Raw genomic sequence first — 26,162 nt, forward strand, 5'->3', positions numbered from 1 at the left:
TATTCACTATTTCCTAATCACTAATTGCTATTCTCTAATCGCTAATTTCTTATTTCCCCATTTGTTCAAAGGTTTTCCAGCATTGGAACATCGCACGCGGAACGTGAAAACAGCCTTTCCATTTACCGCCTTTGAGTGTCAGTAGGGGTTTTCCTTCCCGATTGAGGTATCCGAACCACTCACCGTGTTGTGGGTCAGAGAAATGCGACCACGCATACTGATGCACTTTTTCATACCACGCCCAAATTTCGGCGTTTTGCGTGTGCAGATAGGCTTTTGAAAGTGCCACGAGGGTTTCCAAATGTACCCACCAAAGTTTTTGGTCCCACTCCAATTGTTGCGGCGGATTTCCTTTGGAATCCATAAAGTACAAGATGCCTCCGTATTGCTCGTCCCAGCTGTATTTGAGGATGTTAAGTATGGTTTGTGTTGCTTTTTCGATGAGTGCTTTGTCGCCCCGCCGAACGGCAATGTCAATCATAAACCACATCGCTTCGATGCCGTGCCCCGGATTGAGTAACCGCCCGTTGAAGCTGTCTTCTTTGCTTCCGTCGGGGCGAACGTTTTCAAAAATAATTCCGGTTTCGGCATCTAAAAATACGTTCATTACTTCGTTGATACTGAAATCGATAGTTTTATTAATTTCCGCTTCGGAAAGCACACTTTCCAGCTCCAAAACCAAGTTTGAGAGAATCATCGGAAGTGAAAATCCTTTCAACGGGCGCACATCGGTTGTTTTTTCGTACTTCCCTTTGGGGTTGTTTTGTTTTTTCAGAATGTTATTGTAGGTATTGATTGCCAGCTTTTTATAGGTCTCATCGCCCGAAGCCTTTGCGTATTGACTGAATGCCATCGCGGCGAAGCAATCTGAGAAAATGTTGTAAGGTTGCACCAACGGTTTTCCGTCGCGTGTCAGGGCAAAATAGAAGTTTCCGTCGGCATCCATCGCCTTGTTTTTCAGGAATTCAACGCCTGATTTTGAAATTTCGAGCCACTTCGGATTTTTCTCTACCTGATTGTAAAGCATCGCAAAAGTCCACGCTTGTCGTCCTTGCAACCAAATGAATTTATCGGTGTCGAAAACGTTTCCTTCGCGGTCAAGGCAGGTGAAATAACCGCCAAACTCGATGTCCAACGAATGGTTTTCCCAAAACGGAATTACATCTTCCAATAATGTTTTTTTGTATAATTCACTATATTTCATAATGTGTTAATTAATAATCAGTTTGTTATATTTTTTATGATTGAAAAATGACTACTGAAAATGTAGCAACGCACAAAGATACGTCTTTTTTCATTAAAACGAATTTTTAGCGCGAAACTCACTGCAAGTTTTTCCTTATCTGTGATGATTTTCATTGTTTTCAACCGGTTGTTTGACGCAAAATAGGTTTGAAATTTTACTAAAAAAGCCTGAAAATCTTTCAAAAAAGAACTAAAAAATAAATTGAATCGGCTGTAAAATTGGCATATTTCAATTATTTTTATATTTTTGTCCGAAACTTATAATGAAATGATTACAGAAGCATCTTTGTCCGGTTTTTTAAAAACCTTACTGATTATTTTGCTCGTTATTATGGGCTTGCGCCTTTTGATGCGTTTTTTGGCTCCTTATGCGATGCGTTATTTTTTGAAAAAAATCAGTCAAAAATTTGAAAATCAATATAATCAAACACAAAATCAGTACAATCAACCGCAGGGCAGGCAATCGGTAAGTGACGGCACGCCTTCGTCAAAAAATCCGAAAGCCACCAAGCAAGTAGGTGATTATATTGATTATGAGGAAGTTTAATCCTTTTTAACTGTGTTCTGTTTTTACGTAAAATCTTATTTTAAATGAAAAAAATAATCCCACATCTGATTGTTCTTGGGCTTTTTATCATAATTTCGTTGGCTTTTTTCTATCCCGTTTTGCAAGGAAAAGCCATTTTTCAGAGCGATATTGTGCAATATACCGCAATGGCGAAAGAACGCAACGATTTGCGGGCATCAACAGGCGAAGAGTCGTACTGGACAAACAGTGCTTTCGGCGGAATGCCCACTTATCAACTCGGGGCTAATTATCCGTATGATTTCATAAAAAAAATCGACAAAGCAATTCGGTTTTTGCCTCGCCCGGCGGATTATTTATTTCTTTATTTTATAGGGTTTTACGTTTTGCTTTTGGTGCTAAAAACCGATTACCGAACCGCTTTTTTGGGGGCGGTGGCTTTCGGGCTGTCCACCTATTTGATTATCATTTTGGGCGTGGGGCATAATGCCAAGGCACACGCCATTGGATATTTTGCGCCTGTTATTGCCGGCATCTTACTGGTTTTCAATAGAAAATATTTATGGGGTGGACTGCTAACAGCACTGGCATTGGCTCTTGAAATTAATGCCAATCACTTCCAAATGACGTACTACTTGTTGTTTTTGGTACTTCTGTTAGGCGTATTACTGCTTTATAAATCTCTCAAAAACAACACGATAGCTGATTTTGCCAAATCTTGCGGTGTTTTACTTGTTGCATTGCTCATCAGTTTGCTGTCAAACGCCACATCGCTGTTAGCCACGCAAGAATATGCCCAATGGAGTACGCGCGGAAAATCGGAACTCACCATTGAGCCCGACGGAAGTCCCAAAGCAAATAGCGGATTGTCAAAGGAATATATCACTGAATATAGTTATGGAATCACTGAATCATTCAACCTGATTGTTCCCCGACTTTTTGGCGGTTCAAATCACGAAGCCTTGGGCGAAAACTCAAAAACCTATGATTTTTTGGTCAGCCAAGGCGTGCCACGTTCGCAAGCGCTTGATTTTACGAACGGATTACCCACCTATTGGGGTGCGCAACCCATCGTGGCGGCACCTGCTTATGTGGGGGCGGTTGTGTTTTTCCTGTTCGTCCTTGCTTTGTTTTTGGTTAAAGGGCATTTAAAATGGTGGTTAGTGGCCGGTAGTGTGATGGCGCTGTTACTTTCGTGGGGAAAAAATTTCGCACCGCTTACCAATTTTATGATTGATTATTTTCCGTTGTACAACAAATTTAGGGCGGTTTCGTCCATTCAGGTTATTTTGGAATTATGCGTTCCTGTGTTGGCGATGCTCGGGTTGAATCAATTTGTGAAAAATACTTCGGAAGAAAATAAAAAACCGCTACTTTATTCGATTTACATCACAATCGGAACGCTTGTTTTATTGCTTTTAGGCAAAGGATTTTTTGATTTCGTAGGGACTGCCGATGCTATGTACGAACAATATTACGGAAAAGAAATTATTTCGTTAATCAAAGAAGACCGCAAAGCCATTTACACAGCTGATTTGTTGCGAACAGCTGTTTTTGTGTGTCTTACGGCACTTGTTTTGATGTTGTTTCAATGTAAAAAACTCTCAAAATGGACAATGCAAGGGGCTTTGTTATTACTTATTTTGATAGATTTAGGCGGAGTTGCCAATCGGTATGTGAACAGTTCGGATTTTGTGCAGGCTCGGCAAATGACGCATCCGTTTAGTTTGTCACAAGCTGATAATCAAATTCTTGAAGATAAATCCGTATATCGGGTTTACGAACCCGAAGTAGGTATCAATGGGGCACGAACTTCGTATTTTCACCATTCTATCGGGGGGTATCACGCGGCTAAACCCAAACGTTTGCAGGAACTTTTTGAGTATCAGATAGCAAAGGGCAATATGAACGTTTTGAATATGTTAAACGTGAAATACGTGCTGATGAAAAACGAAAAAGGGCAAATCCAACCAATTCAAAATGAAGATGCTTTGGGCAACGCTTGGTTTGTAGGTGAAATCATCACGCAAAAAAGTAATGATGACGTTATGAAACAACTTGCTGTGTTTAAACCCGATACACAGGCTGTTGTGCTGGAAGATGATATTCCTGTAAGTCTTTCAAAACAATCAATGCCTGTTGATAGTACGGCTTCTATCGTTTTGAAAAGTTATAAACCCAATCAATTGGTGTACGAAAGTGATAATCAGGCTGATGGCTTTGTTGTTTTTTCCGAAATGCATTATCCGCACGGATGGCAAGCCACTGTTGATGGCAAACCTGCTGATTTTTATCGTGTGAACTACCTGCTTCGCGGAATGCCCGTTCCGGCAGGGAAACACACCATCATTTTTGAGTTTGTTCCCGAAGTGGTTTCAACGGGAAGCAAAATGGCTTTAACCGGGAACATCTTGTTGATTTTATGGGTGTTATCAGCTGTTTTCATACAACGAAGAACGAAAAAAATAGCACCGAAAGCATAATTTCGGGGAAATTGGTTTTACGGATTTGAGTTTGTAACCCTAACGGTTTGGATTTTTGTTTCGGAACACTCTTCGATAAGGAAATCAAAAGGCGGCATCGAAACGGTTTCGCCTTTTGACGGAATTCCTTCATTGAAGGCTACGATGAGTCCGCCAAGTGTCTCATATTCTTCACTTTCGGGTAAATTTAGTTTGTACGTTTCATTGATGTAATCCACTTCCAAACGGGCAGAAAAAATGTATTCATTTTCAGAAATTTTTTCTTCCAAGAAATTATCTTTGTCGTGTTCGTCTTCAATTTCGCCAAAAAGTTCCTCAACGATATCTTCAAGGGTTAGCATTCCGGAGGTTCCGCCATACTCGTCCAACACCACCGCCATACTTTTGCGCCGACGGGTAAGCATATTAAGCACCTCATTAATTAACATTGTTTCAGGTATATACGGGATAGGTATCAATATGCTTTTGAGGTTTTTGGGCTTTTTGAACATATCAAACGTATGCACGTATCCGACGATATTGTCGATATTTTCGTCGTACACCAACACTTTTGAAAATCCGGAAGATACGAATAATTTTATCAGATTTTCGGGTTTTTCATTAATTTCAACCGCAACAATTTCAGTACGCGGAACCATAATTTCACGTGCCTTTACGCCCGAAAATTCAAGTGCGTTTTGAAAAATTTGTATTTCGGCATCTACTTCCTGTTTTTCCTGAACGTTTTCCATTTGTTCCGAAATGTAATCGCCCAACTCTAATTTGGTGAACGCCAGCGGAACATGGTCGCCTTTGGTTTTAAAAAGTACTTTCAGTAAAAAGTCGGAAATCCAGATGATAAAATTTGAAATTGGCGAGAAAATAACATAAAAAAAGTATGCCGGAAGTACCAAAATTTTCAGAAGTTGATTGGCATAAATTTGAAAGAAAACTTTCGGCATAAATTCAGCCGTAATCAAGATAATGATAGTGGAAATCACTGTGTGCCACAGTACATTTTGAAAAAAATCAGGGAGTGTTGCCGTCATAACCTTTCCCATTTCAAAGCCGTAAATTACCAGTGCTATGTTGTTGCCAACCAGTAATGTAGCAATGAGTTTGGAGGGTTTTCGGGTTATCTTGGTCAGCAGTTCGGCTAAAAAACCGCCTTGTTTTTTTTGTATTTCAATATGCACCTTGTTTGATGAAACATAGGCAATTTCAAAACCCGAAAAAAATGCCGATAACACCAAAGTTGTAACGATAATCAGAATCGAAGTTGTATCCATAATCATAAAGTTGGTGCAAAGATATAAAAAAGAGGCAAAAGTGAAACACCTTTGCCCCTTTATCCGTTTCGTTTAAGTTAAAAACAACTTATTTTGTAGCTTTTACTTTTACAACCAATTCAATGTCGTCGTTGATAAATTTGTCTTTTAAGTTATCAAAAACCGATTTTGAGCCGTAATTTACACCAAAATCAACTCGATTTACTTTGAAAGAAGCTGATTCAATGCTCACCTCATTATCGGTAACGGTAACCGTAGCGGGGAATGAAATTTCTTTGGTAATTCCTTTGATGGTTAAACCACCTGTGATGTTTTTCCCGTCAAACGATTTAAGAACGAAGGTTGAGGTAGGGAATTTTTTTACGTTAAAGAAGTGGTCCTCAGCTTCTTCTTTTCCGGTTCCTTTCAAGTGTTCTTCCAAATCTTCTTTTCCGTCACCTGCGGGAAGGTCCAGTACGGTAATTGAGTTCATATCGATAACAAACTCACCTGATGTAACTGCCCCATTTTCAACATTTACACCACCTTCGCTCACTAAAATGGTTCCGTTGTGTTTTCCTGTTGGTTTTGAGCCAACCCACTCAACCACCGATGTGTTTGACACGGCATACGCAAATTTTGAAGCCTCTTTTTGAGTTGTTTCAGGCATCATTTGCTCTGTTTGCTCAGTAGCCATTTCATTTTTTTTCTGTGTGTTAGTGTTTTCACAACTTGTCAATGCAACTGCGGAAATAACCGCCAAACTTAATACAATTTTTTTCATAAGTGAAAAGAGTTTATTTTTATTATTATCGGGGGCAAAGATATAATTTAATTTCAAACAACAAAATTAAAGAAATGTTAAATCACAACAAAGTAACCTTTTGGTTGATTGTCTCCTGTGACTAACGACCGATGCTCGCAACACGAGTGAAAAACAGGTTATAAAACCAAATCGGCACGAATTTAACTAAATTCGTGCCGATTTTATCGTAAAAAAATGTGTTTTTAGTCCACCAAAATTGTGGCGTGGTTGTTGTTAAGTTCCAACGTTCCGCCGGTGATGGCAATCAAAAATTCATCTTTTTTATTTCCTTTTTCGAAGCGGTCGACTACACTTTCTTTGATTTCGAGGTTTCCGTAAAGTTTTATGTAACCTTTGGTCAGCACCGACACGATTGCAGCGTGATTTTCAAGCATTTGAAACTCTCCGTTTACACCCGGAACCGAAACGGCTTGCACCTCTCCTTTGTATAAAATTACCTCAGGGGTAACAATTTCTACTTTCATAAGTTATCCGTTTGAAATGATTATTGAACCTCAGCCAACATTTTCTCTCCGGCAGCGATGGCATCTTCGATGCTTCCTTTGAGGTTGAAAGCCGCTTCGGGCAAGTGGTCTAACTCACCGTCGATAATCATATTAAAGCCTTTGATAGTATCTTTGATGTCCACCAACACACCCGGAATTCCGGTAAATTGCTCCGCTACGTGGAAAGGTTGCGACAAGAAACGCTGTACGCGTCGGGCTCGGGCAACCGCCAATTTATCTTCTTCCGAAAGCTCCTCCATACCCAAAATGGCGATGATGTCTTGCAATTCTTTATAATGTTGCAACAATTTTTTCACGCGTTGTGCACATTCGTAATGCTCTTTTCCTAAGATTTCAGGCGTTAAAATTCTTGATGTAGAATCCAACGGGTCAACAGCCGGATAGATACCTAACTCGGCGATTTTACGCGAAAGTACGGTTGTAGCGTCCAAGTGGGCAAATGTGGTTGCCGGCGCCGGGTCGGTCAAGTCATCCGCAGGAACGTAAACCGCTTGTACAGAAGTGATTGAACCTGTTTTTGTTGATGTAATACGCTCTTGCATCGCGCCCATTTCGGTTGCTAAGGTAGGCTGATAACCCACCGCAGAAGGCATACGCCCCAACAAAGCCGAAACCTCAGAACCTGCCTGCGTAAAGCGGAAGATGTTGTCCACGAAGAAAAGCACGTCTTTTCCTTGTCCGTCGCCTGCTCCGTCACGGAAATATTCGGCGATGGTAAGTCCTGACAATGCCACACGCGCACGCGCTCCGGGGGGTTCGTTCATCTGACCGAAAACGAACGTTGCTTTTGACTCACGCATTGCGTTTTTGTCCACTTTGGTCAAATCCCAACCGCCTTTTTCCATTGAGTGCATAAATTCTTCACCATATTTAATGATGCCCGACTCTAACATCTCTCTCAAAAGGTCGTTTCCTTCACGGGTACGCTCACCCACGCCGGCGAAAACGGAAAGCCCGCCGTGCCCTTTGGCGATATTGTTGATAAGTTCCTGAATCAAAACGGTTTTTCCTACACCCGCACCGCCAAACAGACCGATTTTTCCTCCTTTGGCGTAAGGTTCGATAAGGTCGATGACTTTGATTCCGGTGAAAAGCACTTCGGTTGAAGTGGAAAGTTCTTCAAATTTAGGAGCTTCGCGGTGGATAGGCAAGCCGTTTTTCCCTTCTTTGGGCAGGTTTCCTAATCCGTCGATTCCGTCACCGATTACGTTGAACAAACGCCCGTAAACATCTTTCCCGATGGGCATTTGAATAGGGTTTCCGGTTGCAATAACCTCGGTGTCGCGACTTAATCCTTCGGTTGAATCCATCGAGATGGCTCTCACCACGTCTTCACCGATGTGCGACTGCACCTCCAATACCAATTTTGAACCATCAGCTTTGTTAATTTCCAACGAATCATAAATTCGCGGAAGCTCACTCTCGGAAGCAAACACTACATCTACCACCGGACCAATTACTTGTGATACTTTACCTTTTTGAGACATTACTTATTGTTATGTTTAATTCTGGTTTTTAATTTTTACTATTTCATTAACTTACAGCCCAATAAGCGTAAGCGTTTGCAAAGATATATTTTTATGCTTAAAATTAAAAATTTTTTGCCCGTTTTTCTTGATTAATCCGCACTTAAAAAACGATTTGATATATAATCTATTGGTTGTGAATGGATTATGATTTGTTGTTTTTTGTGTTAATTACAAAATGATGTTGCTTTTTGAGTTTCATTGCTTTTATAAATCCAAGCAATGGTTTTAAACCCGATGATATATTTTTTTTGCAGAAATTCTCCGTACTAATATTTTGAAATAAAAACGCTTTGATTTTGTTAAAACCAAAGCGTTTTTCTGTTAAATTATCGTTTGTCACTTAGTTCAAACCGTATTTTTTTTGCTTTTTTTAGCTGTTCGTGTGTTATGAAATACGAATTATAGGGTTTTTCGTCGATAAAAATACGTTTAATATAAATATTTTCGGGTGAAGCGTTCGATTCGATGGTTAATTTGCCATTCGGATAGTATTTTTTATCCAAAGTAAGCGTAATTTTATTGAATTTTGGCGAAGTAAATGTGTAAATGGGCTCGCCCGGACTCACCGGATAAAAACCCATCATTCCGTAAATAAGCCAAGCCGACATCACGCCCGTGTCTTCGTTTCCGGGCAATCCGGCGGGTTTGTTCTGAAAATATTGCTCAATCAAATCGTGAATGCGTTTTTGTGTTTTCCATTCGCTTCCTTTTATATAATTATAAAGGTACGGATAGGCGATGTCGGGTTCGTTTGCCATATCGTATTGTCCTTTATCGAAGATGTAATCCAATTGATTTTCAAAGGATTTGGCTCCACCCATCAGCTGTATCATTCCTTTGATGTCGTGCGTTACCATATAAACGTACTGCCAAGCATTGCCCTCGATGTAGCCCACGTTTTTCTCGAAATTCGCCCCGCTTTCGGGGTTGAAAGGTGCGTACCACGTTCCGTTGGCGTGACGCGGACGCAACAATTTGGTTTGCTTGTCGAAGAGTTTTCTGTACGAAAGCGATTGTTTGCTAAATCGCTCAAAATCTTTCTTTTTGCCGAGTTTTTTTGCCAATTGGGCAATGGCAAAATCAGCGATATTGTACTCTTGCGTGGTGGAAACCGGCCCTGCCACGCCTCCGTCCACACTCAAATAACCTAATTTCCAATATTCATCAACACCTAAACGTATCGGGTTGTTTTTTAGTGTATTAGCTCCTTTGAGCATCGCTTCGTAGGCTTTTTCTATATTGAAGTCGGTAAGTCCGCGTAAGTAGGTGTCAGCCAGTACGATACTCGCCGGGTCGCCCACCATCGTAAAGGTTTCGGTGGAATTGAGTTCCCACTTCGGAAGCCAGCCGCTTTCGTCGTAAATATCCAGCATCGTTCTGACCATACCAAGCTGTTGTTCAGGATATAACAAGGTCATCAGTTGGTGGTAATTTCGATACGTGTCCCACAGCGAAAACACGGTGTAACGTTCGTTTGATTTACCGATTTTGTTGGTGGAACTCTGCGGATAATCGCCGTTCACGTCGTTAAAAAGATGCGGATGAATGAGGGTATGGTACAAACCCGTGTAAAAAATCGTTTTTTGGTCGTCCGTGCCGCCTTCCAAAGCTACGTGAAATTGCTCGTTCCAGCAGTTTTTGGTTTGTTGATAAACTTCTGAAAATGATTTGCTTCCGATTTCTTTTTCCAAATTCTCGCGGGCATTTTCGATGCTGACGTACGAAACGCCTACTTTCATTTCAACAATTTCATCTTTATCGAATTTATATCGGAAGTATGCCCCAATGCTGTCGCCGACCACCTCGCGGGTGAATCCTTCTTTGAGACGGGTTTTTCCGTTGTAGAGCATCCACTCGGCTTCCACACCTTCGTATTTTTCGGGTTTGTGCCAAACTCCGTACGAAGCAGCTGGTTTTGAGAGTTTTGCTACGAAATAAACAGGATACGCCAATTCCGGACTGTTATAACAAAACGACCCCACCATTCGCATTCCTTGCACTTCGGTAGGCGAAACGATTTTTACCATCGCTCCTTGTTCGTTGGTAAGTCCTAGCCCTAAGTTTATCAATACGTTAGCTTCTCCTTTCGGAAAGTGATAACGGCTCACGCCCGCCCGCATTGCAGCTGTCATTTCGGCTTTGATGTTGTATTTATCGATGTGCGTGCTGTAATATCCGGCGGAAGCCTGTTCGTTTTTGTAAGTAGAACCGTATTGTAAGTGATTGGTTTCCAACTTTCCGGTGGTGGGCATTGCGATAATTACGCCCAATTCAGGACAACCCACACCGCTCATATTCACGTGCGTAAATCCCGTAAGGAAATGATTTTCATTTACATACGGATTTGACAGCCAGCGACTGTCTTTTTCCAACGGATTTTGAATGCCTTTGGTGTCAAACGCCACGTTGAAAGGCGAGATGCTGAGCATTCCGCGTGGGGCAATGGCTCCGGGGTGTGTCGCTCCAAAATTAGACGTTCCGATAAACGGATTCACGTAATCGGCAGGCGTTTTTTGTGCCAATGCAAACTGAAAAACCAGCAAAAACGCCAATAAACTTATTCTATATGATTGCATAATATGTTTTATTTTCTTCCAAAAAAAGTACCCGCAAATATATGAAATATTTTGTTAAAATCAATATGTTTATTTTTTAATACTGATAGTTAAATAGTTAATCGTTTTTGTAAGAAAGTGCATTGTGTTAAAGTATGTTTTCTAACACGATTAATAGCAAAAAAATGTAAGGACTTGTTATTGAAAAATATAAAATTTAGTTAAAATTAGTTTTTTGATGCAAGATTTACGGCAAATGAAATTTAATAGAATTGAGCGACCAGTTCTGAGCTGACATACGGAATATGATGTTACTAAAAGTATATTTCTTTACAGATAAATCTGTGAAATAAATTTTAAAACTCTAAGTATTATGCAAATTAAACTTAATTTCCATTGAGGGTTATCCGTACAATGGTATGATACCCAAAAGACGTGCCCTTTTTCTTGTTTGAATGATAATTTATAATTATGTTTGAAAAGCAACTCATTTTAAAACTTTTACTAAATTACTATGTGATTTCGCATATAAGCCGGGAACACTCACAACTATTTAATCAGAGGCAGTTTAACAAAAAGAAGCTAAAAATAATTACAAGTTGCCGATGTTAGATACGATTAATAATTAAATTATATTTATATGCAAATGCAAAATTCAGTAAAAGCAGCTTTGTTTGCTTTGTCATCAGTTATGCTTTTTTCTTGCCAGAAAGAAGCTGAAAGTACAAAAGAAGTTGAAAACAGACAGTTAGAGGCTTCGAGTGTTAATAAATTTGTGTCAGCACTGCCTTCTGTTGAGCAAATGATTCCTTTTTCAGAGCGTTTGGTAACTTCTTCTGCAAGAAAATCCAGAACGGCAATGTTGGCTGTTACGGGGGATGATGAGCAGTATGAACAAGCAAAACAATTTGATGAACAACTTCTATTCTCAGATGATCAGGAAATTTTTTACCCCGGAGCGTTGGTGAAAGCCAGAACAGTTTTAGATGGCTCATATTTGCCTATCACAGCGCCAAGAAAACCCTTAACTTTATCTGTTTCATTACAAGGGAAATCAGGCGTTACACCTTCTGTTACTGTAGATAATCCTACGCTTTCAAGGGTAAGAAATGCTCTTAATGATTTGCTTTCCAAAGATTTTGAAGTCCCGCCGGCAAATATTTCATACACTTCGGAAGAAGTTCACGACGAACAGCACCTTAAAATTGCCTTAGGGGCAAATTACAACGGAACGGTAACCAAAGTAGGGGCAAGTGCTGGATTTAGTTATGATAATGAAAAGAAACGATTTTTAGTGAAAATTCAACAAGTTTTTTATACTGTTGACCTTGACCTTCCTCAGCAACCGTCTGATCTTTTCTCAGATAATTTTGATTACGCAAACGCCTTCGGAGACGTTAAACCCGTGTATGTCTCATCAATCAAAATGGGAAGAGTTTTGTTATTGGGAATTGAAACCACTTTAACAAAAAAAGAAGCCGAAGCGAAAATCAGCGCTTCTTTCTTAGACGGAAAATTTGATGCAAAAGCTGAATCTGCTTATAATGACTTACAAAAATCATCAAAAATTACCGGACGTGTTTTAGGAGGAAGCCCTAAATTGGGCGGAAAAGCCATTACAAGCATTGAGCACATTAAAGAATTTTTAGAGGAAGGTGCCACTTGGAGCAAAGAAAACCCCGGAGTTGCCATTTCATATAAGCTAAGAGAATTAGGCACAAACGCTCCTTTTAAAACCGTTATCTACTCAAAATATTTTAAACGTGACACCGGCAGAATCAGTTTTGATTTGATTGTTAAAGATAACTTACAAACCATCTCAGGACAGTCATTAGCAACAGGAAAAGGTTTTATTAGAAGAACTAACAAACAAGGTGTTGTTTCACAAAATGAAATTAAGTTTACCAATGGAACTGTATCAAGCAGAATTGCTGCCTATGAGAAAAGAGAACAAGTTGCTATTGTTTTTCAGCCTCAAACAATGGGTGATCAAGAAATTGTGTTTGAGCTGCCATCTTCTGATAGTTTGTTACGAGGCATAGATGGCTTGCAGAAAGGGAATCATTTGTATGATATTGATAAAAATAATGGGTTACTTTTGAAAGACAAAACCGATAAATACACACTGAAAATTGGTATTCATAATCCAAAATCAGAGTAAGAATATCAGAAAACAGTTTATATTATAGAATAGTTGGTTAATGTGGGGGTTTGATATAAGGATAATTTCTTATGTCAAATCCCCTTTTTATAGCTAACCCAAGATAGTTTGTCGCACTAATTCCCCCTTTGAAGGGGGGGGGTAGGGGGATGTAAATTTTAAGAAAACATCCTCCATCCTTCCCCACATACCCTGCTTTCGCAGGCTTCCTCCTTCAAAGGAGGATTGTGAAATGCGACAATTTATATACAGTTAGCTATAATAAACAAAAGTAATCAAAAAAAACACATAAAACATTTTTATTTTTTGCAACGGAAAATGGTGTGACTTTCGCCGGAACCGAGATGGTCGTAAACCTGAATGACTTTCAATCCTGCATCATTCACACAGCACATCATATCCTCGGAATAATACATTTTGCTGTTTCCGTTTGCCATAGCCGTAAAGTACACACTGATTTGGTTCAGGCAATAGGCGCCAGTTTCGTGTGATTGTCTGTCCCAATAGGCTTCCAAAATGTAAAGCTCGGTGTTTTCATTCATTGAAGCGGCGGCACGTTTGAGGATGGAAGTTACTTCATCGGGCGAAAAACAATCCAAAAATTGGCTCATCCAAATGGCATCAAATCCGGTAGGGAAGGGCGTTTTTGGGTCAAGCAGATTAGCTCCGTGCGGGTGGATGCGTTCAGCCCCCGGTTTGCCTTTTACGGCTTCTTGCATCAGGGCTAATTGTTGGGGTAAATCCATTATAGTTACCTGAACTTCTGTGTTGTAGCCTACACATTGCAATGCCCATCGCCCTGTGTTTCCGCCTACGTCAAGTAGTTTTTTTACGGGTTTTTCAAAAACGATTTTCAGGGCATCGGCAAACGACCTGTCGGAATAATAATGGTCAAAAGCGAACCATTTTTCTTGCGTAATTTCAGGCAGTTGCGACAATCCTTCGTAAATAGTTGCCCAGTTTCCAAAGACTTTTAAGCCGGCAGGTTGCCCGTTTTGCAAGGCTTCCTCCAAATGAAACAGCCCCTCGTAACAAACCTCGTGGGTGAATTCCATATTGATGCGGGTCATTTTGTCATTTTCCAGAAACCAGCCTGCTTTGGTGATGAAATATTTATCGCCCTTAACAATAACCGTTCCGATGGAAAGTGAGGCTTCCAACAATATTTGAACGGCATACGGGCTTAGGTTGGTTTCACGGGCTATTTCGGCTGCGGTCATTCCGTTGTTTTGTTTGCATAATTTGCTGAAAATTCCGAACTTAACCATCAGTCGCGATACCTGAAAAACCACCGGAGCGAAGGCTATTTCTTGTGCCAAACGCTGTGCCGCAACGGCAGAATGTTGTTCAGACTCGTATTTTTTTAGTACAGGTGTTAATTTCATTTTATGTTACTATTTTGGTGGTAATTATTTTTTACAGATTTATTCCGCCATAACGAACGAAACTCCCCAAAATGAGCATTATCACTCCTAAAATCGTAACCGAAACGATGTGAATTGCCATTTCGGGCAGTTTTTTTGTGTTGCCTTTATGCAACTGCGGAAGCACACGGGTTTGGGCACTTATTGCCAAACAAATGGTTGTTAATAAGCATATTATCTTTAAGGAAACGACCGTTTCAATAGCCGATGAAAACGAAAACCACGTGGTGAAACCCAGTCCGAAATCGTATGCCATTAAAATTCCGGTAACGACCAAAAGCAACAGCGAAGGCATTCCGATGGGTTCGTAGGTTTTTTCAAATCGGTCGATATAACCAAAGTCGTTGTTTTTCAGTGCTTTTGGAAGAAAACCGATGGCAAGTACCAAATGCCCGCCCACCCAAACGGTTGCCGCCAAAAGGTGAATGATGAGATAAATATGATGTAGTTGCATAGGTATAAGCTTGAAAAACAATTATTTATTGTTGAATAAGTTCATCGTGTTGGAAATTCCCGCCAAACCGAATGAGAGTATGGCTTCGGCACTTTTTTGCAGGCGTTCGGGCAGCAGGCTTGCTTCTTCTTCGTTCCACTGCCCCAAAACGTAATCGATTTGCTTTCCTTTTGAAAAATCGGCGCTGATGCCAAAACGCAGGCGTGCATAGGCGGTTGTATTGAGCTGTGCCTGAATGTCTTTCAGTCCGTTATGCCCGCCGTCGCTCCCTTTGGATTTGATGCGAATAGTTCCGAACGGAAGATTCAAATCATCGGTGATGACCAGTAAATTTTCCAACGGAATTTTCTCTTTTTCAAGCCAATAACGGATGGCTTTTCCGCTGAGGTTCATATAAGTAGACGGTTTGAGCAATAAAAACGTACGCCCTTTGTGTTTGAGCTCGGCAAGGTCGCCTAATTTTTGAGTGGTAAAGGGAACTTGGTGTTGTTCGGCTAATTGTTCAACTACTTTAAAACCAATGTTATGGCGCGTGTTTTTGTATTCTGTTCCGATGTTTCCGAGTCCTGCGATTAAAAATTTTTTCATTGTTTTTCGGGTGATTTCTCACGAATGTGTTTATGTGCTATCTTGTTGATTCTCTAATTATTAATGATGTTTTGATGATTTCGGTTCGGTAGTTTCGTTCTTGGTTGTCGTTTTCAATATTTTCGATGAGCAGTTCGGCGGCTTTTTTTCCGATTTCGGTGCCGTGTTGGTCTACCGCGGTGAGTTTCGGATAAGCGTTTTTGGCTAAAAATCCGTCGGCAAAGGTGATTATGCCCAATTCTTGCGGAATTTTGATGTTGCGGTTGTGGGCTTCACGCAAGGCTTTTACGGCTAAAAATTCGTTACTGCACAAAAGCGCATCAAACCGGCGGGTGTCAAAAAAGTTGGGTATAACCTCTTCGGAATGAATGTCTTCCACTGCTAAAATTAAACTTTGGTCGATAGGGATGTCGGCATCGGTCAGTGCGTTTTTGTATCCTTGTGTGCGCAGATTACCCACGCTGATATATTCCGGCACGGTAAGCAACCCGATGCGGTGGTATCCGGCTTTGATTAAGTGGTTTACGGCTCGGTATGAAGCCATTGCATCATCAACGATGACCTTGTCACAGTACACGTCTTCCACCACGCGGTCAATAAGCACCAATGCCAGCTCTTGGTTTAATATCTCACGAAGGTGATGATAATCTTGCTGTTGTTGCGTTTCTTTTGAAAGAGCAATGATAAAACCATCGATGCCGGTTTGGGTGAGTGTTTCGATGTTTTTAATTTCGCGTTCAAGCATTTCGTTTGAAAAGCAGGCGATGAGGTTGTATCCTTTTTCATTTGCAACGCTTTCAACGCCTTTGACAATCATCGAAAAGAAATCGTGGGCAATTTCGGGGATAATTACCCCGATGTTTTTTGATTTTTTATTGCGCAAACTCAGCGCAACCGAATTGGGTTTGTAATTGTGCAATCGGGCGAATGCCACCACTTTTTGGCGCGTTTGCTGGCTGATTTCGGGATTGTCATTCAGTGATTTAGACACGGTTGAAATGCTGATGTTCAGCTCTCGGGCAATGTCTTTGATGGTGATTTTTCTTTTCATAATAGGATTGTTTTATTTAAAAGTTTTCAATTTTCCCGTAAAACTACAACTTTTTTTGAAAACAACAAAAAGACCGCTATTTTTAGCGGTCTTTTTTCTTGTTTTATATTTTGGGAATTGGTTAGAAAACCCCTAAATAGAAAGCATCACCGGCGATGGGCAGTGTAGCTCCTTTAATATATCCGGTTGGCGAGGTGCTTTTCGGGTCAAAGATATAGATATTTCCGTTGGTGTTCAGTGGTGCAATAGTCATATACACTTTACCGTCTTTGCCCACTTTGGCATTTTGCATCGGAGCAAGCCAAAGATTTTCAGGTAAATCCATTTTAATGGCAGTTTTAGCATTCAAATCCACGCGGGCAATTCCCCAATATTTATTGTTTGAGCCCCAGCTGTTTCCTTTTTCGGCATCATAGAAAGCAACGTAGGCAATGCCGTTTCCTGCGTGGAACATTCCGGAAGCTCCTACTTTATTCATACCCAAAGCCGTTGCCAAATCAAAATCATACGTATTGTCATAGGCTCCGTTTGTTATTTTCAATATCTTAGATGGGTTTGTGGTTACGTGATAAATACTGCCGGCATATTCCATATAAGCAGGCGTACGATATCCGTAGCCCTCACCTGTGGCAATGTCCGAATAAATAATTTTTGGGTTTTCCAACGAAGGATAATCCAACACTAAGGTTGAGGCTTTGTAGGTGTCCCCATCAATGGGTTTAGCGCCATCATATCCTTGTTTTGCTACGCCAATGTATACTTTCCCGTTAAATACCACCGGTGAATCTACCCGCCAAATGTACAGATTATCAAGTGCTGTATCTGTTTCGGCAGGGAGCAGAATTGCTTTTTTTACGAAAGAAAAATCTGACAGATTCATTTTAACGATGGTAAGCGTTACTGTGGTATGGCTGTAAGTCCCATCGGCTTTTTTAGGATGGTCGGCTAATGTGCTGTACATAAGTACATCGGTTTCGTTTACCTTTTTCCAGCGCATTCCTTTGGTAGCCATCACCTCATTCATATTTTTTTTGCCTATTTCTCGGTAAAAAGGGTCGTTTAGAGAAACACTTTCGTATTTTTTAATGAATGCGTTTTGGTATTCTAAATTATAGATATATTTTCCGTCAGCCGAGCTGTAAAGTCGGTGGGTACGTGATTTATCCAATGTGTATCCTGAATTCACTCCGATGGAAATAGTACCTGATTTTAAGTCGGTAAAGGGTTTTATGACACAAGAGGAAGTAGAACCCTGCCCTCCTGTTCCCACGCCGTATGCCACGTGGAAAACCTCTTCTGTTTGCGGTAGTGGGGTAGGGGCATCACCCTCACTTTTACTGCAACCCGTTGCCAATAAACCTGCCGTGGCAAGTGCCAAAGCAACCATTTTTGATGTTAAATTCCTGTTTTTCATTATGTTAATTATTTAATTTAGTTACGTATTTTATTCTTCTATGGTCAGTTGCTGTTTTGAAACCAATGCCGTCATAAATAATGCCTTTGACCAATTAAATGAGAAAGATGTCATATCCAAAATATTTGAAAGCATATAAGTTCCTTTTTTATGGAACAAAAGTGCTAAATTGTCCGCCAAAATATAACGGTCTTTGTTTTTATCATAAACAAAGGAAATTTCTCCTGCAGATTCTAACTTTTTTCCATTTAAAACGATATGAACCATTGAAATATCTTCTTTATAGTAGTGTGGAAATTTGACTGTTATTTTTTCAGGTATTTTTTTTGCAACTTCCTGAATATGTATTTCTTTATCATTTTCATCTAACAGCATAGGAGAGAAGGAAAAAGTTATATTTATCATTTCTTCCACTTTATAAACGTCTTTTTGTGGGGTATAAATAACTTCATTACTGGTAGTTAAATAGCCTACCGGGCGTGCTGGCACTACCGTTTTTAACTCTTCACACGAAAAGAGTAATAAACCTGTTATGATTAGTGTAATATATCTCATAATTAATATCCATAAGCGTTAAATAAACCTTCTATTGTATTTTTTGATATACAGCAAATTGCATATTTACGGATGTTACCCCCTTTTAAAGACCCTATCACCCCTTATAAAAGGGTCGTCAGGTCATCGAGTATCACCCGTAAGGGCTTGCCGATGTACCCTTATGCCACATCGGCAAACACTTTGGGGTTGTAAACCATCGCCTGAAAGGCGTTCGTAAGCACTTTTTAACCCTTGCCCAACGGGGAATCAACCCTTATGGAGCGTCCGTAGGGGCTTCGGGAGTGCCTTGTGGTGTTGTGTTTGCCACAGACCGACTTTGATAATGGGTTTTCAGGTCGCTATAAACGGCTGACATCCCTGGTGCGTTCTGTTGCGAAAGGTATTTTATATACCGATAGTATGACACTGCCGCATTGAAATTGTCAAAATCAAGCAAGGTTTTCATATCCGAAAACACCGTTTGCAACACACTGATACGTTTCATCACGGGGTCAATCTGCGTGCGTGCCAAATAGTCCTTGTCAAACTCCGCCTTGTCAAGCGTGGGTGGCATCACTTGCGGATTGAGTTCCATATACGTCTTGCACTTGTCCACCAAGAGTTTGTTACGGTCGGCAATACGCCCGTACTGTTGCCGCTCATCGGGTGTCAGGTTTACGCTTTTGCCTTTCATCACCTCTTCAATAGCGGTGAGGGCGTCACTGATTTTCTTTAATTCTTCGGAAGAAAATTCTACTGAAATTACATTGTCTAATGCCATATTTTTATTTTTTTACTATTTCTGTTTTTTGTGTATACGCAACCTTAGTACATATCAATTATTCGTTATTCATTGTTATTTGTTCATTGCCAATTGTTCATTATAAAAGCGAAAACGTCAGTTTTCCGTAAAATGCCCGTCCGGGTTTTTGCAGGGCGTAATTGTCAAAAACCTGCGTGTCGAAAATGTTTTTGGCGTTGAATGCCAGCGTCCATTTTCGGTTGGGGAAGGTGTAAGTAAGTCCCACATCGTGAAGGGGTTGTGCCGGAATGATAATTTTGTTTGCCGAACCTAAATTCTCCCAATCACGGAAAAATTCGTGCGTGTAATTGAAATTATAATTCACCGCCAAACGCGAATTTTTCTGCATTAAATCATTAAAAATATACTCGGCATTGCAATTCCCGGTTAGGTAAGGGGCGTTTCGCAAACGGCTTCCATAGTAAAAATACTCAATGCCGTGCTCATTGTATTGCAAATTGAAACGTGCATCAAAGTAAGAAGCTACTACATTGATAAACAGTTTTTTATTCCAATTGTAACGCAATTTGGCATCTACGCCTTTGCTCAGTACTTTACCTAAATTTTCAAACTGATAAAAATCTGCCGAATTTCGGGGCACGCCCCGCTGAATCAAATCGTGAATATCACGAATGAAAAAGTTTGCTTCACCACCCAACTCGTGCTTCCCGAAAGTAAAATTCCCAACATTGAGCCCTACGTTAAAATTTCGGCTATTTTCAGGACGAAGCGTTACGTTGGGGTCAATATTTTCACTGGTGTTCCCCAGAATTTCGGTAATTCCGGGTAGGCGTATGGCTCTTTCCGTAGAGGCAGAGAGGCTTATTTTCGGCGTTAAAGCGTATGAAAGCACCGCTCCGTAGCCTTTGTCGTTCATCATTCGGTCGTGTTTGGTGCTGTTCACTTGGTAATTGCCACCGGGCAAACGCCGAACAGAAAATTCAGTAAGTTGTACCCGTTGCTGATATATTTTATAAAACAAGCTTAATTTCAGTTTATTACTAAAGAAACTTCCGTCGTAATTGAACGTGGTTATTTGTTTGTTGTACCTGCGTTTATCCATTGATTCGCGGGCTTCTTTGGTTTCGAGCGGGTCGTCAATCTCGCGTGTGAAATAATTCAGAAAATAGCTCGCCCCGATGCTGTGATGCTTACCGATGTGATAATGAAGGTTGGAACGATTGGCAAGGTTGCGTTCGTCATTGCTGGCAAGGGTTGCCCTGCCTGCTTCACCGCCTCCTTTTGACCACGTAGCGTTATCAATTCCGTTGTAGGCTTTGGCTATTTGCCCCGTCCAATTATAGATATACGGCACGGTATCAATCACTTGTCTGTTTGTTTTGGAGTAAGTCGTAAAAGTACTTAGGTCTAAGCCTTTAAGGAGTAAATCATTCTTCTTGTATTGCAAACTCCCCATTGCGCTATTGTACTTGGTGGTGCGGTTTCCGTAAACGATTTCCATCGTAGCTCCGGTTTGTATGTCTTTGTTTGATTGCGAAAGCATCAATCCAAACAGCAATTCATCAGCCCATTTTTTGCGGGTAACCCCTGCATTTGCTTTAATTCCGGCGGAATAGTAACTGTCGTGAAAGCGTTTGGCGGTAACGTACGAAATGTCTCCCGTGGTGTTGTCGGTAACATACACATTATCGCCCCACACCTTATAATTATTATCGGTGTAATTATGGAAGGAAGAAAGCGTTGCCATAAATCCGTTTTTGGGATTGCGATAGGCAGCGTTCAAATCCCACTGATGGGTGTTGAATGAACCATAAGAGTATGAGGTGGTTAGCGAGTTGTTCATTTCTTTTTTCAACACCACGTTGATGCCTCCGCCGAGAGCATCTTCGGAAAGTTCTGCCGGAAGCACGCCTTTATAAACTTCAATGCGTTCAATCATCGAAGGCGGAATGCTGCTGAGCGAAAACGACCGCCCATAGTTGCGAATCGGAATGCCGTCGATAAAAATTCGTACAGAGTTGCCTGTCAGTCCGTTAAGGTTAAACGAAATGTCCGAACCCATTCCTGCCGACTGACGGATTTTCACGCCCGCCGAACGCCCCAGAAGTTCCGTAGTTTGAATGTTTTGCAGCGTGGCTTTTTGGGTGGAAATCACGTTCATCGCATAGCCTTGTTCTTTGGCTTGCCTGCCCTTGCTACTGCCCGAAACAACAACTTCGGTGAGTGAAATTCCGTTGTTGTCATCTAATTTGATGGTAATCCGCTGGCGATTTTTAGTGAAGTGAATTTTGGTTTTTACACTCTCGTTTCCAAAGGTTTTGACTTCAATTTCGTAATGTTTCCCCAATGGAAGATGTTCAATTTTGAAGAAACCTTTTTCGTTCGTGTAAGCATAACGATTTGTACCTGCGACAATTACGGTTGCCATTTCCGCTATTTCGCCGTTTTTGTATAAAACCGAGCCTTCAAGTGTGCCTTTGCGATGCGATTGCCCCGAAAGTAATTGCCCTAATCCTAAAAAAATCAGTAATATATACGATTGTATTTTCATCAGTAATTGAATTTGCGGGCAAATATAACATTTTATTTTTATTTAGAATATATTTAAATAAAGAATTTGATTTTTTCAACTTTTTGAATAGGTAGTTTAACAAATGCATATAAAAAAAGGTTCACTTGTGAAAAGTGAACCTTTTTTGGATAATTTAAATATTTCTTACAATTTATAGCTCAATCCTAAGCCCAATACTTCACGGATTTGGAATCCTTTTGTGGCATTGTCATCGTAAATAGCTTGGAACGTGAAGTTTGCTGATAAAAATTTGTTGATTTTCATCGCTACGTTAGCCGTGTAATCAATGTCAATGTTTTGTGGTTTGTCCAAATAGTTGCTGTACAATGATAAGATGTTTTCCATTGTAACGTTTTCAACAACGTCAAATTTAGCGTATCCGGCTAATGAAAGACCCATTTCATAACGGAACGTTTCATTGTCTTTCACTCCGTAGTAATCTTTTTTGTAAACCAAGTTTCCGGGAGTTGTAAAGTCTTTATTTACAAAAACAAATTTTGAGGTCAACGGAGCGATGTTTACTTTTAAGTTATCGCTTTTCTTCCACAACATACCGGGACCAATTTGGATAAAAGCAGGTGAGAAAAACTGGCTGATAAGCGTTCTGTCATTGGCACCATAGTTGTAACCTTTGTCAAATTGTGTTTTGAAATTGAACAAAAGTGAGTAGTACCAAGTTTCAGTTGCCTGTTTACCCAAAAGTGAGTTAAACTCCAAACGGTCAGTGGTTTTACGCGTGTAAGCATCGCCTTTTAGCTTGGTTAATCCGTAGTCGATAAACAAGTTGTTGTCCCACGTCCAAGTGTCTTTTTTGTAGTTGAAAGCATAACTTACGGCTAAGTTAGCGGCTACGTTATTAGTTCCTCCACCTTGCCAATCGTTGTTAAAGGCAGCTTGGCTAAACATTAATGATACGTTTCCGCCACGTGTCCAATTTGAGTCAGACATTGTTTCTTCCTGAGCAAAAGCTCCTAATGAAGATAAAAATAAAGCTGATAATAAGATTTTTTTCATCTGTTAAAAATATTTATTAATTTAGTTATTTACTTATTTTAAAAATAGGCACTGCCGAACAGGTTTCGCCATACATAATGCTCTTGGCTATGGGTTGTATTTTTGCAACAGCCTGAACATAAGCACTATCCGGAACCGGTTTTTTGGAACATCCTTTGATGATAACGGGTTTTCCTGCAAAGCGCGAAACGTCAAGATTTTCGATAATTTCTTGAAAAATAGCCGTTTCCAAATTCTTTAAAGTGCCGTGTATTATTTTTTTGGCATAAGGTTGCAACTTTGAAGCCACCAACATAAAAGCCCACGCCGGAACGATGGCTTGTGCCGTATTGTCAATCGCTACGTAACAATCTTGATATGCCTCCCAAGGATGTGTTTCCAGTTGCAATCTGAAATCTTTCTCTTTGAGCATAATCCCTTCAAAAAGAAAGTCTGTCAAATCAAATAAAATTCTTTTTTCAGTAGGGTAAAAATCCTCTAAATCAAATATTTCCAGCGGGCTTTTCGCTACCCGATTTACAATTTCTTCAGCCAAAAGAATTTATTTTATAAAAAACCTAATTCCAATTTTGCCACTTCACTCATCATATCCTGATGCCAAGGCGGGTCGAATGTGATTTCAACTTCCACATCGTTAATTTCATCGATGCTTTTCACTTTTTCCTGCACTTCCACCGGCAAAATTTCAGCCACCGGACAGTTAGGCGTGGTGAGTGTCATCAAAATTTTAACATCAAAATTTTCATTGACAAAAACATCATAAATGAGCCCCAATTCGTAAATATCAACAGGAATTTCGGGGTCATAAATTGTTTTTAATGTGTCGACGATTTTCTCGCCTAAGGCTTCTGTATTAATGGTTTCGGACATATTTTTTACGATTTTAATCGGTAAACAAAAGCATATTCTTTCATTTGCTGAATCATACTCACCAATCCATTGGCTCGGGTGGGCGAGAGGTGCTCTCTGAGCCCGATTTTGTCAATAAAACCGGTATCGGCCTGCACAATGTCATCGGGTTTTTGATTTGAAAAAACACGAATGAGCAACGCAACAATTCCTTTGGTGATGATGGCATCGCTGTCGGCGGTATAAATCACTTTTCCGTCTTGAAAATCAGCAAATAACCAAACCTTGCTTTGGCAACCTTTAATGGTGTACTGCTCGGTTTTGTATTTTTCGTCAATCAAAGGGAGTGATTTGCCCAGCTCAATCATATATTCATAACGCTGCATCCAATCCTCAAAAAAGGAAAATTCTTCGATAATTTCGTTCTGAATTTGTTGAATTGACATATTTGAATTTTGCGGGCAAAAGTAGCAAATATTTTTTATTATGCAAAAATTTAAGAAAAAACGTGCGAAATTGAAAAATAAATTCCAAACTTGATAGTATTTTAAAAGTTTGGAATTTAACGTGTCTAAACAGGTTTTTTAACGATGCCGAGTGCGTTCTTGCAAAAAGTCGGCAAGTTTTTTTGAACCGCTTCTGAATGAAAACTTGTCGTGTAACAGATAATAATTTTCGGGGTCAAGCACCGTTTCGTAGGCTTCTTTGGCAAGTGTGAACCGATTGTCATCAAAACTCAAGGCTTCCATCAACTGACCGATTTGTTCGGTGGTGAAGGCGGTGGTGTTTTTTTGCATTCTAAAAAAACGAAGTTTGTCATCGTCAAACGGCTGATTTTGATACATTTTTAAAAACGAAGCAAATCCGCTGTGGTGCATCGTGCTCATTCCGTATGAGTGGTTCCAGAGGTCGTTCCAGCGCCTTCCGTAGTGAATTTCACGCACGTTGTTTAGGTTGATTTCTTCCAACAAAAACAAACCGCGTTGCGAGAAAAAGTCAAGCACCCAGCGCGTGTTGTTTTGCGGAGCAATGGTTACCCGATACACAAGATGTGCTCCTTGCCAGATGCTAAGTTGCTGATTGTGTGACGGAACATCAAAAAAGCGAAACATTCCGTTGCTGTTTGAAATTTCTTGGTCGCCCAAACTAATGGTAAAGCGCCCCATTTCAGGAATGCGGATAAACACTTCGGCATAGCCTGCATCATAGGTGATTTCCCAGCGGTAATTGTAGTTGGTTTGCGCTTTGTGTTGCGCCGTCATATCTCGGTGGGTTTCGTTTTTAAGCCAGCGCCCCGCACTGCCAATTTCTTGCCCTATTCCCAGTAAAGGAATTAAAAAAATAAAGCTAAAAAATATATTTTTCATAATAACGCAATTTAATGGTTTCAAATCAATGCAATCGAAATTCGTGCCAAAATCAGTTTGGCAACCTCACAAAGGTACGATTTTTTTTGAAAAGTAAAATAGTCGTTAAAATTTATCCTCCGAAATCGTTATTTATCTTAAAAAAAATCAAAAAAAGAGGCTGTTTAGAAAAATATGTATATCTTTGTATCATTTTAAAAGTAACTTATGACCAATTACAATACGTTGTGGAGTTCAGCCACCCCCGGTTTGATTATTTTTTTGATTGACCAATCGGCTTCAATGCAAGAAGAATTTATTGACGGAAAGAACAAAGCCGAGTTTACCGCCTCGGTGATTAATGAAACCATCAATGATTTGATTTTGCAGTGTAGTAGTGGTAATGTGGTGAAAGACCGCCTGTTTGTGTCGCTCATCGGTTACGGTGGTAAAGGCGGAAATTCAGTTGATGACGTTCGTTCGGGTTACATTGGTGCTTTTGCCGATAACCCGTTGCGTTTTGAAACCATTACCAAGAAAATACCTGACGGTGAGGGCGGTTTTGTTGAAATTGAAGACGAGATTCCGATTTTTATCGAACCTACTTGTCCCGAAAACGGACTCACGCCAATGGCTGAGGCTTTTGACTTTGCCCGAAGGCTCATCGCCGCTTGGATTGACAAAAAGCCCGATAACCCCGCACCTGTGGTTATCAATATTTCTGACGGATTTCCGTTTACCGGAGAACACGAAGAGGAAGAAGAAATCCGGCGAACGGCAAACAAAGCCTATGAAATTATGAGTATGCATATGAAAGACGGTAATCCGCTGTTGTTCAACATTCATTTGGGGATTGGTTTGGAATGCCGTTTCGAGGAAAGTTCAATCGAATTGCCCGATGACAACGCCAAGTTTTTGTTTGCCATTTCAAGCAAAGTTCCCAGAGCTTACAAAGAAGTGGGCAGGCGTTACGATTTTGACATACGCCCCAATTCACGCGGGTTTATTTCAAATGCCAGCCCCGAGAGTTTCATAAAATTCATCAGTTTTGGGTCGAGTTCTAAATAATTTT

At 40.3% G+C, this 26,162-nt stretch carries 23 protein-coding genes; 4 read left to right on the forward strand and 19 right to left on the reverse strand.

Features of this window, described 5'->3' with window-relative positions; all coding sequences use genetic code 11:
- Positions 1–49: 49 nt before the first annotated feature.
- The gene (locus Q4D72_RS08175) at positions 50–1,204 is read right to left on the reverse strand and encodes an AGE family epimerase/isomerase (RefSeq protein WP_303077338.1); all 1,155 of its coding nucleotides are present in this window, start codon (positions 1,202–1,204) and stop codon (positions 50–52) included.
- 309 nt (positions 1,205–1,513) lie between these two features.
- Here Q4D72_RS08175 and Q4D72_RS08180 point away from each other — a divergent pair, with 309 nt between their 5' ends.
- On the forward strand, positions 1,514–1,792 hold the full coding sequence (locus Q4D72_RS08180; protein ID WP_303077340.1) for a DUF4834 family protein: 279 nt from the start codon (positions 1,514–1,516) through the stop codon (positions 1,790–1,792).
- Between the two features lie 44 nt (positions 1,793–1,836).
- The gene (locus tag Q4D72_RS08185) at positions 1,837–4,254 is read left to right on the forward strand and encodes a YfhO family protein (RefSeq protein ID WP_303077342.1); all 2,418 of its coding nucleotides are present in this window, start codon (positions 1,837–1,839) and stop codon (positions 4,252–4,254) included.
- Between the two features lie 17 nt (positions 4,255–4,271).
- Here Q4D72_RS08185 and Q4D72_RS08190 read toward each other — a convergent pair whose 3' ends face one another.
- The 5 genes from Q4D72_RS08190 to Q4D72_RS08210 form a co-directional block, all read right to left on the reverse strand.
- Positions 4,272–5,522 (reverse strand): hemolysin family protein, encoded by a 1,251-nt coding sequence (locus tag Q4D72_RS08190; RefSeq protein ID WP_303077343.1) that lies wholly within the window; start codon positions 5,520–5,522, stop codon positions 4,272–4,274.
- A gap of 88 nt (positions 5,523–5,610) precedes the next feature.
- On the reverse strand, positions 5,611–6,285 hold the full coding sequence (locus Q4D72_RS08195; protein WP_303077345.1) for a YceI family protein: 675 nt from the start codon (positions 6,283–6,285) through the stop codon (positions 5,611–5,613).
- Between the two features lie 224 nt (positions 6,286–6,509).
- Positions 6,510–6,791 (reverse strand): F0F1 ATP synthase subunit epsilon, encoded by a 282-nt coding sequence (locus Q4D72_RS08200; protein ID WP_303077347.1) that lies wholly within the window; start codon positions 6,789–6,791, stop codon positions 6,510–6,512.
- A gap of 20 nt (positions 6,792–6,811) precedes the next feature.
- Positions 6,812–8,320, reverse strand: a complete 1,509-nt coding sequence (gene atpD, locus Q4D72_RS08205) for a F0F1 ATP synthase subunit beta (RefSeq protein WP_303077348.1) — start codon at positions 8,318–8,320, stop codon at positions 6,812–6,814.
- A gap of 368 nt (positions 8,321–8,688) precedes the next feature.
- Positions 8,689–10,938 carry a GH92 family glycosyl hydrolase gene (locus Q4D72_RS08210; protein ID WP_303077349.1) on the reverse strand — a complete coding sequence of 750 codons (2,250 nt, stop codon included), beginning with the start codon at positions 10,936–10,938 and terminating at the stop codon, positions 8,689–8,691.
- Positions 10,939–11,563: 625 nt separating this feature from the next.
- Here Q4D72_RS08210 and Q4D72_RS08215 point away from each other — a divergent pair.
- Positions 11,564–13,078, forward strand: coding sequence for a thiol-activated cytolysin family protein (locus Q4D72_RS08215; protein WP_303077350.1), 1,515 nt, complete (start codon positions 11,564–11,566; stop codon positions 13,076–13,078).
- Positions 13,079–13,377: 299 nt separating this feature from the next.
- Here the strand turns inward: Q4D72_RS08215 and Q4D72_RS08220 are convergent, their stop codons facing one another.
- The 13 genes from Q4D72_RS08220 to Q4D72_RS08280 all read right to left on the reverse strand — a co-directional run bounded on the left by Q4D72_RS08220 (position 13,378) and on the right by Q4D72_RS08280 (position 25,111).
- Positions 13,378–14,463 carry a class I SAM-dependent methyltransferase gene (locus tag Q4D72_RS08220; RefSeq protein WP_303077352.1) on the reverse strand — a complete coding sequence of 362 codons (1,086 nt, stop codon included), beginning with the start codon at positions 14,461–14,463 and terminating at the stop codon, positions 13,378–13,380.
- A 31-nt stretch (positions 14,464–14,494) separates the two neighbouring features.
- Positions 14,495–14,956, reverse strand: coding sequence for a CopD family protein (locus Q4D72_RS08225; RefSeq protein WP_303077354.1), 462 nt, complete (start codon positions 14,954–14,956; stop codon positions 14,495–14,497).
- 21 nt (positions 14,957–14,977) lie between these two features.
- Entirely contained in the window at positions 14,978–15,544 is a 567-nt protein-coding gene (gene pth / locus Q4D72_RS08230; protein WP_303077355.1) for an aminoacyl-tRNA hydrolase, read from the reverse strand.
- Between the two features lie 37 nt (positions 15,545–15,581).
- On the reverse strand, positions 15,582–16,595 hold the full coding sequence (locus tag Q4D72_RS08235; RefSeq protein ID WP_303077356.1) for a LacI family DNA-binding transcriptional regulator: 1,014 nt from the start codon (positions 16,593–16,595) through the stop codon (positions 15,582–15,584).
- A 121-nt stretch (positions 16,596–16,716) separates the two neighbouring features.
- Complete coding sequence (locus tag Q4D72_RS08240; protein ID WP_303077357.1) at positions 16,717–18,009, reverse strand: hypothetical protein; 1,293 nt, start codon at positions 18,007–18,009, stop codon at positions 16,717–16,719.
- Between the two features lie 30 nt (positions 18,010–18,039).
- A complete protein-coding gene (locus Q4D72_RS08245) occupies positions 18,040–18,564 on the reverse strand; it encodes a hypothetical protein (RefSeq protein ID WP_303077358.1) in 525 nt (174 codons plus the stop codon).
- 256 nt (positions 18,565–18,820) lie between these two features.
- Positions 18,821–19,327 (reverse strand): hypothetical protein, encoded by a 507-nt coding sequence (locus Q4D72_RS08250; protein WP_303077359.1) that lies wholly within the window; start codon positions 19,325–19,327, stop codon positions 18,821–18,823.
- 100 nt (positions 19,328–19,427) lie between these two features.
- The gene (locus Q4D72_RS08255) at positions 19,428–21,860 is read right to left on the reverse strand and encodes a TonB-dependent receptor (RefSeq protein WP_303077360.1); all 2,433 of its coding nucleotides are present in this window, start codon (positions 21,858–21,860) and stop codon (positions 19,428–19,430) included.
- Positions 21,861–22,025: 165 nt separating this feature from the next.
- The gene (locus Q4D72_RS08260) at positions 22,026–22,895 is read right to left on the reverse strand and encodes a DUF3078 domain-containing protein (RefSeq protein WP_303077361.1); all 870 of its coding nucleotides are present in this window, start codon (positions 22,893–22,895) and stop codon (positions 22,026–22,028) included.
- Between the two features lie 25 nt (positions 22,896–22,920).
- The gene (locus Q4D72_RS08265) at positions 22,921–23,430 is read right to left on the reverse strand and encodes a DUF2480 family protein (RefSeq protein WP_303077362.1); all 510 of its coding nucleotides are present in this window, start codon (positions 23,428–23,430) and stop codon (positions 22,921–22,923) included.
- A gap of 11 nt (positions 23,431–23,441) precedes the next feature.
- Complete coding sequence (locus Q4D72_RS08270; protein WP_303077363.1) at positions 23,442–23,765, reverse strand: iron-sulfur cluster assembly protein; 324 nt, start codon at positions 23,763–23,765, stop codon at positions 23,442–23,444.
- Between the two features lie 5 nt (positions 23,766–23,770).
- Positions 23,771–24,190: a SufE family protein gene (locus Q4D72_RS08275; RefSeq protein WP_303077364.1), complete on the reverse strand. Its 420-nt coding sequence runs from the start codon at positions 24,188–24,190 to the stop codon at positions 23,771–23,773.
- Between the two features lie 138 nt (positions 24,191–24,328).
- Entirely contained in the window at positions 24,329–25,111 is a 783-nt protein-coding gene (locus Q4D72_RS08280) for a DUF4476 domain-containing protein (protein ID WP_303077365.1), read from the reverse strand.
- Positions 25,112–25,318: 207 nt separating this feature from the next.
- Here Q4D72_RS08280 and Q4D72_RS08285 point away from each other — a divergent pair, with 207 nt between their 5' ends.
- Positions 25,319–26,158, forward strand: coding sequence for a hypothetical protein (locus Q4D72_RS08285; protein ID WP_303077366.1), 840 nt, complete (start codon positions 25,319–25,321; stop codon positions 26,156–26,158).
- Positions 26,159–26,162: the final 4 nt, after the last annotated feature.

It is taken from the genome of Capnocytophaga sp. (genome assembly GCF_030532915.1).
Taxonomy (GTDB): Bacteria; Bacteroidota; Bacteroidia; order Flavobacteriales; family Flavobacteriaceae; genus Capnocytophaga.